We start from the raw sequence: 13734 nt of genomic DNA on the forward strand, positions 1-13734 counted from the left end.
TAAAAATAACAAACAATTTTCGCCCAATGCCAATTATAAATTAAAATGAAATAAATTTTTCCTCTTATGCCAAAACCTAATAAAAAAAGACACATGTAACAAGGCCAATGTTATTATGATAATAGTTGACAGATTCTGGTATTTTACCTTATGGATGAGCCTCTAATTAGTATTAAATAAGTATTAAACAATATCTATGGCAATTTGAAGTTTATAGGTTTATAAATTATGTGCATCTTTGTAAAAAAATTGCGATTGAGACTTTGCTTTACCACATTATTTTGTGTTTTATCTATGTCCCTGTTCAGTCAAACTGTTAGAAAGTATTCTAATGAGTTTATGAATATTGGTGTAGATGCTGCGGCATTAGGAATGAGTAATGCCGTGACTTCCCATACTAGCGATGTAAACTCAGGGTATTGGAACCCAGCTGGGTTAGTACATTTGGAAGACAATCAATTATCGTTGATGCATTCTAGTTATTTTGCGAACATAGCAAATTATGATTATGCCGCCTTTGCCATGCCTTTAGATGACCGCAGTGCTGTTGCATTTTCCTTAATTCGCTTTGCAGTAGATGACATTTTAAATACAACACAACTTATTGATGAGCAGGGCAACATTAATTACGATAGAATTAGTTTATTTTCTACCGCTGATTATGGATTAACTTTCTCTTATGCGCGTCGCTTGCCTGTACAGGGTCTTAATTATGGTATAAATGCGAAAGTGATTAGACGTATTATTGGAGATTTTGCATCCTCTTGGGGTTTTGGTTTAGATTTTGGTATTCAGTTTCAAACGCCTAATGAATGGAAATTTGGCTTAATGGCAAGAGACATTACCACAACATTCAATACTTGGGCTATTGACGAAGATGAATTTTCTAAAATTCAAGGCGCTGTGGTTGGTCAAAATCAAGAATTACCTGAAACTACAGAAATCACTATTCCAAAATTACAAATCGGTATTTCAAAATTAATAGATTTTAATTATGATTACACCTTACTCACCTCTGTAAATTTAAACATGAGATTTGCCGAAACCAATGATGTTATATCTACTTCTTTTGCAAGTATCAATCCTGCATTAGGATTTGAATTTGGTTATATTGATATGGTTTATTTACGAGCGGGGATGGGGAATTTTCAAAATGAATTACAATTCAACAATACTGATCAATTAACCTTTCAACCTAGTTTTGGATTAGGTTTTAAATATAGTGGTATCCAAATAGATTATGCTTTTACTGATATTGGAGACCAAAGTGTAGCTCTATATTCCAATGTGTTCTCATTAAAACTTGATTTTAGTATCTTTAGGTAATGCAAAAAATAATACTTTTAGTCTCAATTATATTTTTTTTTAATGTTTCGGTAGCCCAACAATTAAAGTTATCGAAAAACGCTGAAATTAGTGTGCTTACGGTGGGGCCAGGAGCCTCTTTAAATGATGCATTTGGTCATAGTGCATTTAGAATTAAAGACCGTCAAAATAATATTGATGTGGTTTACGGCTATGGCGAATATGACTTTGGAGCTCCAAATTTCTATTTAAAGTTTGCTCAAGGAAAACTTAATTACTTATTGAGTAAAACAGATTTTAACAGGTTTTATAATATCTATAGTTATTTTGACAGAAGTATCTATGAACAAGTTTTAAACCTTACCACGGAGGAGAAACAAAAGCTTTTTGATTATTTAATCTTTAATTATAAACCTGAAAACAGGGGCTATTTATATGAATTCTTTTTCGATAATTGCGCTACCAAGATTAAAGATGTCACCAATGCAACACTCAATAACACGATAATATTTAAAAAACCTGCTGATTTTAAAGATGCCTCTTTTAGAACATTAATACACAATAAGCTCAATAAAAATTCTTGGGGAAGCTTTGGCATTGACTTGGCTTTAGGTTCTGTTATCGATAGACAGGCTACAACTGAAGATCATATGTTTCTGCCTGAGAATATTTATAAATTCTTTGAGGTGGCCTCCAAAGGACCAAACGGTGAAGCATTGGTTAAGCAAAACCATGTGTTATATGCTAAAAAGAACAAATGGAAAAGTAGTTCTTTTGTAACCAGTCCCTTATGCATTCTTGGAATTTTAGGTCTGCTTATTCTCTTTATAACTTATAAAGATTATAACAGTCATAAACAAAGCAAATGGTTGGATCTAACATTATTTAGTGTTACTGGTTGTATAGGTATTCTTATATTATTATTATGGTTTGCTACAGATCATAAAGGTACTCACCAGAATTACAATTTACTATGGGCTTTTGCCCTTAATGTTCTCTGTATTCCTCAACTTTTAAAAAACAAAGTAAGTCTCTGGTTTATCAAGTATATTAAACTTTTAATTATTCTACTCTGCCTTCTCGTTTTGCATTGGACTATTGGAGTCCAAGTTTATGCTATAGGCTTAATACCCCTTCTAATAGCCCTTTTTGTAAGATATCTCTTTTTGGTCTGGTTTTACTCTAAATAACTATTGTCCACGGAAGAAAATCACGGTACTTAAGGTTTTAATTAAGATATTTAAATCGAGTAAAAAGCCACGATGTTTTATATAATACAAATCATATTGTAGCTTAATCAAACTATCATCAATACTTGAAGCATACTTTGACTTCACTTGTGCCCAACCAGTAAGTCCCGGCTTAACCATATGCCTTGTTTCATAAAACGGCAACATCTGAGATAACTCCTTAACAAAATGTGGTCGTTCAGGTCTTGGTCCGATAAGACTCATCTCACCTTTCAATATATTTACAAATTGTGGAATTTCATCAAGCCTTGTATTCCTCAAAAACCGGCCAAAAGATGTTATTCTAGAATCGCCTTTTTTAGCCCAAACAGCACCTAATTCTTCCGCATTCTCCACCATTGTTCTGTACTTTAAAATTTTAAATACATTGCCGTTTTTACCAACACGATTCTGTGAATAAAACAAAGCGCCTTTATTCCCAAGCATGTTACCCATCATAATTAAAGGTAAAAGCAATAGTCCAACGGATAAACCAAATACGGATATAAGAACATCAAATAATCTATGAAAAAAGATGTATAATTTATTTTGGTTGTTTCTGCTAAATGGAAAATAACGATAAAAATCCTTTCCTACGAATTTTACCGGTACACTCTGAGTCATGTCTTCATAAACCTGTGTATACTCATTTATCGGAAAACCATTTTCCAAAAGTCGTAAAAGTTTATAATATAAGTCTGAAGTGATCAATTCGGCACTATAACTAGCAACTACAATCTCAGAAATATTCTCCGTGTGAATCACCTTATCCATTTGATTCGCATCGTACTCAATAACTCCTTTAAATTTTATAGCTTCAGACTTAGTGGTATCACAGTTGATGAACCCAACAATTTTATAATTAGGATCAGATTCTCTTAACGTCTCAACTACAGTCTGAATATTTGAAGTTTCCCCAATGATTAATACTTTCTTATAAAATCGAGGTGAGACTATGAAATTAATATATACCAATCGCCATAAAAAAAGGGCTACTAATATGGCGAAATAAAAAAACAAAATTTGTAACCTATTACTAGGAAGAACTGGCGTAAAAAAGGGTGTTAATAAATAAAACAATACAGTGGTAGAGACTGTAAAAACAATACTAGTAGCTGTTTTTTCCACCTTACTAGCCTTCTGCAAGTCATAAAGTTCAAAAATAGCACCGAAAACAAAAAGATAAAGAATCAATACGAAAACCCAAGTCCAATTCTCCTTTGTTATGGTAAAATAATCAAAATCAAACAAATGACTTACTAAATATAAGACCGAAAGCATTGAAAGAATATCAAAAATACGCAGAAGAACTTTACGTTCAGAGATATTAAAATGAATACTTTGATTATGCATTATAACAAGATCATTTTTTTTTTTGCTAAGATAACAAGTTAATCTTGATAACAAATGTTAAGACAATAGAGAAATCCATTTTTCTTTAACCATGTCCCAATCAAATTGTTCAACTTTTTTTCTAGCATTTTCAGCCATTCTTTTGGGATCTTCGGAGTTCTTAGTTAGCCTCAGAATAGATTCTTTAAAAACATTAACATTATTTGGTTTTACTAATATGCCATCTACCCCATCCTCAATTAAAAAAGGCATACCTCCTACGTTAGTGGATACTACTGGCAAACCCAAAGCCATGGCTTCAATGACACTAACAGGAGTATTGTCAATATTTGTAGTATTAATGAATACATTATAGTCCTTGGCTTTATCATGCCATGCTTTTTTAGTTAACCTACCTGTAAATTCAACATTTAGGTTAAGTTTTTCAGCATAGTTTTTGGTTTCCTCTAAACTTCCATCATTGTCAGGACCTATCATACAAAGTTTAGAGCTAAAGCCCTCGTCTTTCAAAGTTTTTAAAACATCAATAGCTAATTTTGGATTATAGATTTTAGAAAATGAACGTACCCAAAGTAAATTAATTGAATCTATAGGCCTCTCATAAAACGTGTAATTTTCAAGCTCAATAGAATTAGGTATACAAATAACATTAGTATAACCTTCTATTTCAAATCTTGATTTTGTGAATAGAGATGGTGCAACGTTTCTATAGGCATTTTTAAAAACTAATTTAGACAGCTTTTCAGAAGATTTTAATCGCTCTGGCAGGTTACCACCATGTAAAATTGGTATATACCTCAACCCTAATATTCTGCACAATTGACTTACCAGCAAAGCGTAGTAGAAATTTACTGTGCTATAGGTATCAATAAGCACAAAATCAACATTATTTTTCGATCTATAAACGGAAAGAAGCATGTCAGCTAACCGGCTTAGTTTATTAGGTTTACTAGATGCCATTTTTACCTGAAAACCTTCTAAGGTTAAAAGCCGCCCTAAAGTTTCAACTGTTGTTGGCGTTTTATTATCAGCAGATAAGTTATTTCCTATGTAAAGCAGGTTTTTCATTGGTAATATTTAATAAGGCCAAAGCGTAAATAAAGCCAGGTGCTGCAATTCTCATAGAAGAGTGATTAATAGTAGCAAACCAGAAGCATAAAAAAGCATAGAAATAATAGTTTCTTTTATTTTGAGACCTATATATTAAAGGTGTAAATATTAAAATGAGAAGAATCACAATACCTAAAAATCCATGTTCACCTAAAACACGTCCCACCTCATTATGGGTTGGGAGGCTCTCTCTCTGCTCTTCAATTCTTTTATCTTTTGTCCTACTAGCGCCGAGTCCTAAAAATGGATTTTTCACAAATCCTTCAATCTCATCCATAAAAAGTGTAAAACGACCGGTAGTCACATCTTCCTTTTCTACACCTAGAGCATTTTCATTAGCATATCGTTTGTCTATCAAGCCTTCGGTTTGATTTGAACTAATACCCCATGTTATTAGAATAATAGTAAAAAAAAAGACCACTCTTTTTAACAAAGCTCCCTTAATACGTCCTGGCGAACTTACAAAATACGTTAGTAAAAAGAATACAATACATAGCAAGCCAACAATTACCCCACCCCTACTAAAAGTAACAACTGCACGAAAAGAAATAGCCACAAAAATTAATACATTCAGTATAGTGACCAATAATTTTGAAGACCCCGAAATTATTCTAGCTCCAATAATAAACATACCTAAACCTAAAACTGTTGATACTTGATTTGCCCCAAAGCCACCTGATGTCGCAGCATTTGAACTTGTTCCCGAAAGCACATCTTTTACACTAGGATTATACAAGAAAACATAGGTTGTTAGGGAAATTAATGGCAAAAGAGCATACAACAGTATATCTTCTAGTTGATGTCTTGAAATTTTTCGATCAAAACAAAAAATACTAGCAATACCTAAACAAATTGGGCCACTTAATACAAATAAAACATTTTTTCTAAAATTAGCCTCTAAACTCAAAGTCATGGAGGCCACAAAAATAGCCGGCACTAAGCAAATAAGATAAATAAAGTAAGGGTAAGCTCGTCCTGAAGCCCCTTTATATATAATGCCAATCAAAGAAAATAATATTACAATGTACTTACAAGCTTCGTAGGACAGCGCACTCTTAGTCATTCTAAAAAACACCTCGGCTCCTACAAAATAGGCACAGCCCATAAGGATATATTTATCCTTATCCTCATTTGATGCTAAAATTATCTTCCGCAGAAAATAAATCAAGATTGCAATAAAATAGATTTTACCTAAACCTTTATTGATAAAAATGAGCGTTCCTAAAAAAAGGTGAAAACCAACTAAAGCTGTATAACTGAATTTATTTTTCAAATTAATATTAAAACACTAAATTATTGAGCAAATATAATGCTTGATATTTAATAATATGGTTTATCTATTTAGTATAACCTAACTTTAAAATTTCAGAAATTAAATAATATCAGTTTTAATTCTGTGAAGGTAGTACTGATATGTAAATAACTTTATTAAAGCCTGTTCACTTTGCATTTCTTTAAGTTCATGTGGTTTAAATCTATGAATCTCTTCAAGGATGTCCTTTAAATTATTTACGGTATTTGGGTCTAAAACAAATCCATTCTCACCATTTTTTATATATTGTCCAATTGATGAGACGTCCGACACTATAGGTATACAACCAAAATTCAAGGACTCTGCAATGACCTTTGGAAATCCCTCAGATGCCGAGGAGGGTAATAAGAAAAAATGTGCTTTTTTAAAGATTTTAAATACATCATTAAAATTTAAGAACCCATGAAAAACAAATGCAATCTCCGTTTTTCTTGCTAAAACCTTGTATTCTTGTATATTTTCACCATTTCCTATTAAGTGAACTTCTTTAACCTTTGTCTTATCCTCAAGCAAAGCGAAGGCTTCTATTATTCGCCTCACCCCTTTCTCGTCTTCTAACCGCCCAGCAAAACAATAAATAAAGGGGGGCTTAAATTCCTTTTCAACCAGTACTTTTACACCTTCATCTTGATATTTTTCTGTTATGCACGGATTCTCAAAGGTTAAACATTGTTCAGGTTGTTTTGGCCATTTTCCATTAATGGTTACTTTTCTTTTTTGTCGTTTTAAAAACCACCTCTGAATGGCATAACCAAACGGCGGGTTCTCTTGACTCCAATTGCCTGCATATTTAAACCATCCTTTCCTATTGGAAAAAAACATGAGTATTGGAATTAAATAAACACCAATACCCGTAGGCGCTCTAAGCTGAAATACATCAACCTTTTTTAGAGTTTTAAATACTTTTAAAATAGTACATGGTGCGTTCCACACTATATCAAACTTATCTATTAATCTTTTTCCACCCGTGTAAGGTATTGCAATAAAATGAATGTTACTTGAAGTATAAGGTAATGAACTAGGAGGGGGAACACTATCAAGATGTGTTGCAATATGATATACTTCATCAAAAATTGTAGCTAAGTAATTAATCTCAGTTAAGGTTGGCCCCCACCCCACTATAACACCATTATTATCGGTATAATGTTCTGTATGTGATATTATTAAAAGCTTCATTACATCATAATTTTCGAGTAAATATTAATACAGTCCTGAGTATATTTCGTTTCACTGAAATGGTTTTTGTATATGGCATTTAAATCATAAGGCTCGATCTCCTTCAAAACTTCCCTCTTCCATTCTGTTATCGCGAAATTATCCATAAATAAATCAGGATATTCTTCACCTATAGTTTTAAAGACCTCACCCGTACTATAACTAAGAAACCTTAAGTTTTGGGCAAGATATTCAATGAGGACTAAGGGGCCGCTTTCAGATTTTGCTGTATGAAGTGCTAACTCATATTTATACAACTCGCCTTGAATATCTGTGGTATGGTCATTAAAGTGCACATAATCCTTATAATTTAATAAGGCTATTTCCTTTTTTAATAATTCAAAGTAAGCGTCGTCTTGATTTTTACCATATATGGTTACATGTTTATTCAGTGCATGGGCCAACTGAATGGCAAATAATTGATTCTTTATAGGCTTAATATTGCCAACCACCACCAATCCTTTTTTGTTCTTGCCAACCAAATGTTTAACTTTTTTTTTCGAAATACAATTTGGTAACAAGAAGATGCCTTTTTCGGGAATGTTTAAACTAAGTCCTGCCCAAGAGGTTAGACTCTTACTAACACCAATATAATATCTTGGCTTAAAAATTTTAAGAAACATGGGGACGCTAACCTCTTTATCTATACTACCATAGTGATCATGTAAAACAACTTTTATTTTAAGATTGAAAAGTACTTGTACCAGTCTTATATATTTATAATTATATCGCATGTGTACATGAACAATATCGAAAGTCTTAATGAATTCACAACATTTATTCAAATATTGGTAGGATAGCAACTTGGTTCGTTTTAATTCAAAAAGCTTCACTCCTTTATGCACCTCATTATATAGTGCACCTCTATCAACTAATAACAATAATGCTGAATTGATGTTCTTATCAAACAGGGAATTGACACCTAAAATCGCCATTTTTTCAGCCCCTCCAATCTCTAAAGTGTCTATAACATGTATTACTTTCAACCCCGTTGTCTTCATTAACCTATTAATTCTTTGGCTGGCACCCCTACCAATACAATATTACTTTTATCGAAACTTTTAGTAACGCAAGCGTTAGCTCCAATCCTAACATTATTATTTATAACTAATGGTCCTATTATAGTGGCATTAGCGCCCAACGTACAATTATTTCCAATGCTAAAAATTCCTTTTTTTGATTTATTAATGCCTATTACATTGCCTCCTGTAACGGTCAAGTTACTCCCTATCATGGCTTGTCCAGAAATAACGCAACCCACTGAAGGATGTAAAACTAACAATCCACCTGCAATATTAGCCTTATAATGTATATCTATATTCGAATAAGACTGAAACAATAGAATAATAGGAAGAAAAAGCAATCTAATCCCTGGATACAAATCTTTAAAAATCAGATAACATAGTCGCTCCATGCGGTATAATAAAACACCAGCAAAACCTCGAGTAAAGAAAAAATAAAGATATCTCACTTTTCTTTTACCAATTAGTCTCAGAACATCCTGGGATAAAAACTTTAATTGGATCATACCTTATAGTTTTTCAATTTTTGCGCCTTCTCTTAATTTAATTGAAGACAACTTCCATGATTTTAAAATCTGGAAGAAAATTAAAGGAAACAACAATACTAATATCAAGTATCCTAAAATTAATAGTTTTTGATTATTTTTAAACTTGTATGGCACGAGCGAAATAGGTACTGTTTTTAGTAAGGCAAATAAAGACGATTTTATTCCAAAATATTTTCTATAGAGGTATAATACACTAGGTATTGGTCGAGGTGAAAATATATTTTTTGTTCTAAAAGCATCCCAACTGCCCATTTCTCTTAAGCCACCGCTTCCTACTTTTAAATGTAAACGCTCTGCTTTGGGATTAGAAATATTTAAACACCCAAATAAATTGGCCCTTAAGCCATATTCTCCATCACCCATACGTTGTTTTTCGAACTGTCTATCAAATAGTCCAATCTGTTTAAAAACCTCCTTTTTTATTAATACATTTCCTGTATCTAATTGATCACTTATTCTAAAAAAAGTATAATTATCAGGAACCTTTGCTCCTACTTTAGAAATAGAGACCCCAGAAGACATATCGCTTTGAAAATAATCCAACGTTTTTATATGTTCCTGTATCCAGTTCGAAGCGACACGAGAATCATCATCAAACAATAAAAGTAAATCGCCTTTAGATTTTTTAATAGCCGTATTTCTTGCTAACCAAAGCGCCTTCTCTTCTTGATGAATTAATTGAATCCTTAGGTTAAACGATTCATAAAACCGACTATCAAATGCATCCGATTGATCTACCACAATAACCTCAAAATTAGAATATGTTTGATTTTCTAAATCTTTTAAAACATCGTTTAAATAATCATACCTATTAAGTGTGGGTATAATAACACTAATTAAGGGGTTTGTTTCAATTAACGGAGACTTAAAAGTATCATACAAATCATAAGGAAATGCTCCCTTTACAATGTGGTTCCTTTTTACATCTGTTGTTTTAAAGAATGCCGATAATTCAACAAACGGGTTTTTAAAACTTAATAAGCGTAATACTAATACATGAATCACCCAGAAGGCATGAAAATTTTTGCGAATAAATCGATATTCATCAACCACAGGTAACCTTTCAAAATCGGTATAAGTTTCTCCATCTCCAATGTATCCTTTTTGGATGGCTTGCCAGGATAAATCATAATCTCTAGCCAACTTACTTTTATAATTATTATCAACCTCTAATCGATCAAGTATTGCTTTGGGCAAATGCTCTACCTTTGGAAAAACTGTTTTACCATATCGGCTTTTTAATCTGAAATAATGTGTTGGCTGTATATATTTTAAAAACTTAAAAGGCATATTAATTCTCTCTAATTTTTTAATTTTTGTAGTTTAAAAAACCCTCCTAAACTCAATTTATCTTGCCATAATTTCCTATTACCTCTGCAGATGTTCTCAAATTGATCTTTTGATAAAGCTTTGTGAAAAGCTAAAACTTTTTGAGCAACGTTATCCCTGTCATGCGCCTCTAACCAAACCACATGCTTTTTCCAATCAATGATATGCTCTAAAGGCATTAAACAATCGGTGTTTATAAAAACTGGAATACGACCCATAGCCAAAGTTTCATAAAAACGTACTGAAAAATTACCAGCCCCTCTTATACACAATATATATTGCGATTGTTTTATATTATTAAAATATTCTAGGGTAGTTTTTTTTCTTAATACTTCGGTATTTGCTCCTGCTCGGTATTTCTTTCTATAAATAAAAGAACTCTTAATTACATGAGCTTCAACAAAGATTCTCAATAACTTAAATCGCTCTAATGGCGCCACAAATATAGGTTGCCTTTCAAAGGGTTGTTTTCTAAAACTATTAACTCCTTTCTTCAAATATTCTTTGGCCGTATATTTAATGACTTCCTTTTTATCATTGTCAGCATAACCGCAAAAACCAACTGTAGGTGTCTTGTTGTATGATATAGGAAATATGTCATCTTGGTCAAACTGTTTTTTTAATGGGTCATCAATAAAAACCGGCATACCTTTATGAGTGGTCGGCAATTTTGATTTTAGACCACTCATGCGAAATACAAGGACATTTTCATAAAGTGGTAATTTATAACCTAAGTCTCCTAAACTTACTGTCCAAACTATTTTATCAAGTTTTGCTACTTCATTAATAAACAGATTTGCTAAATCCATTTTTTTTTGTTGGGCATAATAATCCCACGACATGGTTAATACAGCAATATCAGATTTCGCTAAACTATCTACCAATAGATAATCTTGTTCTGAAACACCATAAGTTACAATACGCTCACTATCCGTAAAGTTTGGTACCTTAAGAAAGGGCTTTAAAAGAGGGAACAACTGACCTCTAAACCTAGCGTCATAATGTGAGTTATCAAAATAAATTTTTAACATAAATACTAGATAAAAGCGTTGTAGAAGTTTAAAAAAGCCTGTTGCTGATTCTCTAAAGTAAATTCTCGTTTCACCCTATTAACGGCATTTTTCGAAATCGTTTTTTTCTCTTGTAAAGGTAAAGCTATAGTTTTAATAATTTGACTCATTAAAGCATCCGATGAAACCTTATCAACTAAAAAACCGGTATTTCCATGTATTATATTTTCCGGTATACCTCCCACATTAAAGGCAATACAAATTTTGCCTTTGCCCTGCGCTTCTAAAAGCGCATTACAAAATCCTTCGTCATAACTAGTTTGTACGTATAAATTGGCCTGTTCTAAAAGTATTAAGCTGTCTTCGTGTATTTTTTTTCCTTCTAAAACAACTATGTTTTTCAATCCAGACTGATAAATATGGTAACGGTAACGCTCAAAATCAGAGCTATCACCTCCACCCACAATGCGCCACTTAAAAACGAGTCCGTAATCCTTCAAGCGTTTCGCTGTCTCTATTAATAAGTCTATACCCTTAATGTAATGCAACCGTCCAATAGTAATAATTTCAACTGGAGCATTACCCTGTTCTACCTTAGCCTCTTTGGCCGTTATACTTTTATCTACTGCAGGAGCTATTATTTGGTAAGGTGTTGTTTTAAGTAAACCTAAGCCGCATGCCTTTTGCCATAAATCTATTGAAATACTGTGTACTGCATCAACATGCTTCCATAACTTTGTGTAACAATCTGCGTTTTTAAGTGGGTACACATTAATATCAAAACCTCGAAAACTTACACCCATTTTAGCGCCAATAGCTTGTGCTACCAATTCTCGATCTTTAGTCATTGTAGCAAAGCCAAAATGTAACCAATCTACGTTAAGCTTAAGCAACGACGCATTTATGTATATTTTCTCAAGAATGCGTTTAAAAGGTGTATGTTCTTCTCTTTCTGATTTAAAGTAATTCAGAACATTTTTAATATAAAAACTTAAACCTAAATACACCTTTATCATCATAATAAGTTGTAGAACTTTATTTTTATAAACTTTTGGATGCACATACTGCTCACATAAATCAAAGTTTACATCTTTTTTTGCCGTAATTAATAAAACCTGATGCCCACTTATCTGTAAGCCTCTTATTTTTGAACGAAAAAAGGTTTCCGAATATGCTGGGGTTGAAGAAAGCACTAACGCAATTTTCATATTATGCTTTTTTATTTCTATTAGTTTTAACAAGTATTTGATTTCTCCATTTCATAAATTTATTTTCTATGAGATAGTAAGAGACTAAGGACGAACCTAGTATTCCAATACCTTTACAATAGATAGGAAAATCCCATTTATACAACCATACTTGTTGCCATAAATATATGGAATAACTTAACATACCAATAAATACAACTACCCTTGAATTTAACAGATGAACATACATTGTCCTTCTTGTAAAATTTATACTATTAAATACAATTACAGCGAGTAAAACATTAATTATGGACAAACCAAATAGATTATAAACAAACCTAATTTTCAAACCAAATAGCTCTCTTACAAAGGAACTGTTTAAAAATTGTATTGCTATTATAATTAAAAATAAATATCCGTTTTTGTGTTTAAAAAAACCTACCCATTTATATTCACCAATAGTTTTGGAAGACACTAAAGCCAGAAGTCCTCCAATGGCAAGGGAATCTACCACAGTCTCAAACGATCTATGAATTGAACCTGTCAATATCTTTGGTATCCCTCCAATAATCATATAACTACTTCTTACCATGGGTGCAATAATCATACAAGCAAACAATATTAGTATCAATCCATTCTTAGAAATTTTACTTTTATTATAAAAGTAAAACAAGAATGCTATTAATATATAAAACTGCTCTTCTACGGCTAAAGACCAGGAATGTCCAACAAACCATTGTTGATATTTCCATAAGTATCTTGGGTGGTAATTTTCTAAAAAGAGTGGAGCTCTCCAAAATTGATTGAGTTCAAAAAAACCAACACCTACAAGTAAAATTAGAATCACCGCTAAATACGTATAAAATGCTGGAAATGTTCGCATCAATCTTTTAAAATAAAACCATTTAATTGAAAACCTGTTTTTTTGAACATCTTGATACAAAATACCAACTATGAGGTATGCTGATATTACAAAGAACATGCGCACTCCCAAATTTGCAAGATCTATATAAGCTTTAAAGTAATGTCCATACGCATGGCCAATAAGCACCAACAGTATAGATACCGCACGTAAGCCATCTAAAGACGGTATTCTAGTATATGAGCTCATAAA

The 13734-nt window shown here is 32.3% G+C and carries 12 protein-coding genes; 2 read left to right on the plus strand and 10 right to left on the minus strand.

Annotation, left to right across the window (positions count from 1 at the left end):
* The first annotated feature begins 228 nt into the window (after nucleotides 1-228).
* Together IE051_RS08990 and IE051_RS08995 are read left to right on the plus strand one after the other, a co-directional pair.
* The gene (locus IE051_RS08990; protein ID WP_444541865.1) at nucleotides 229-1326 is read left to right on the plus strand and encodes a putative type IX sorting system protein PorV2; all 1098 of its coding nucleotides are present in this window, start codon (nucleotides 229-231) and stop codon (nucleotides 1324-1326) included.
* A complete protein-coding gene (locus tag IE051_RS08995; RefSeq protein ID WP_189360455.1) occupies nucleotides 1326-2495 on the plus strand; it encodes a lipoprotein N-acyltransferase Lnb domain-containing protein in 1170 nt (389 codons plus the stop codon). The genes IE051_RS08990 and IE051_RS08995 overlap by 1 nt, the downstream gene beginning before the upstream one ends.
* Here the strand turns inward: IE051_RS08995 and IE051_RS09000 are convergent, their stop codons facing one another.
* The 10 genes from IE051_RS09000 to IE051_RS09045 all read right to left on the minus strand — a co-directional run bounded on the left by IE051_RS09000 (nucleotide 2496) and on the right by IE051_RS09045 (nucleotide 13731).
* Nucleotides 2496-3887 (minus strand): exopolysaccharide biosynthesis polyprenyl glycosylphosphotransferase, encoded by a 1392-nt coding sequence (locus IE051_RS09000; RefSeq protein WP_189360456.1) that lies wholly within the window; start codon nucleotides 3885-3887, stop codon nucleotides 2496-2498.
* Nucleotides 3888-3944: 57 nt separating this feature from the next.
* Complete coding sequence (locus IE051_RS09005) at nucleotides 3945-4955, minus strand: glycosyltransferase family 4 protein (RefSeq protein WP_189360457.1); 1011 nt, start codon at nucleotides 4953-4955, stop codon at nucleotides 3945-3947.
* The gene (locus tag IE051_RS09010; protein ID WP_229796768.1) at nucleotides 4927-6270 is read right to left on the minus strand and encodes an O-antigen ligase family protein; all 1344 of its coding nucleotides are present in this window, start codon (nucleotides 6268-6270) and stop codon (nucleotides 4927-4929) included. The genes IE051_RS09005 and IE051_RS09010 overlap by 29 nt, the downstream gene beginning before the upstream one ends.
* A 99-nt stretch (nucleotides 6271-6369) precedes the next feature.
* Nucleotides 6370-7485 (minus strand): glycosyltransferase, encoded by a 1116-nt coding sequence (locus IE051_RS09015; protein ID WP_189360458.1) that lies wholly within the window; start codon nucleotides 7483-7485, stop codon nucleotides 6370-6372.
* Nucleotides 7485-8525, minus strand: a complete 1041-nt coding sequence (locus IE051_RS09020) for a glycosyltransferase (protein WP_189360459.1) — start codon at nucleotides 8523-8525, stop codon at nucleotides 7485-7487. Before IE051_RS09020 ends, IE051_RS09015 begins: the two co-directional genes overlap by 1 nt.
* On the minus strand, nucleotides 8525-9052 hold the full coding sequence (locus IE051_RS09025) for an LbetaH domain-containing protein (protein WP_189360460.1): 528 nt from the start codon (nucleotides 9050-9052) through the stop codon (nucleotides 8525-8527). The genes IE051_RS09020 and IE051_RS09025 overlap by 1 nt, the downstream gene beginning before the upstream one ends.
* 3 nt (nucleotides 9053-9055) lie before the next feature.
* Nucleotides 9056-10384 carry a glycosyltransferase family 2 protein gene (locus IE051_RS09030; RefSeq protein WP_189360461.1) on the minus strand — a complete coding sequence of 443 codons (1329 nt, stop codon included), beginning with the start codon at nucleotides 10382-10384 and terminating at the stop codon, nucleotides 9056-9058.
* 11 nt (nucleotides 10385-10395) lie between these two features.
* A complete protein-coding gene (locus IE051_RS09035; protein WP_189360462.1) occupies nucleotides 10396-11454 on the minus strand; it encodes an exostosin domain-containing protein in 1059 nt (352 codons plus the stop codon).
* A 5-nt stretch (nucleotides 11455-11459) separates the two neighbouring features.
* Nucleotides 11460-12641, minus strand: coding sequence for a glycosyltransferase family 4 protein (locus IE051_RS09040; protein WP_189360463.1), 1182 nt, complete (start codon nucleotides 12639-12641; stop codon nucleotides 11460-11462).
* A gap of 1 nt (nucleotide 12642) precedes the next feature.
* Complete coding sequence (locus tag IE051_RS09045; protein WP_189360464.1) at nucleotides 12643-13731, minus strand: acyltransferase family protein; 1089 nt, start codon at nucleotides 13729-13731, stop codon at nucleotides 12643-12645.
* Nucleotides 13732-13734 lie beyond the last annotated feature (3 nt).

The organism is Algibacter mikhailovii, assembly GCF_014651495.1.
Classification (GTDB): domain Bacteria; phylum Bacteroidota; class Bacteroidia; order Flavobacteriales; family Flavobacteriaceae; genus Algibacter_E; species Algibacter_E mikhailovii.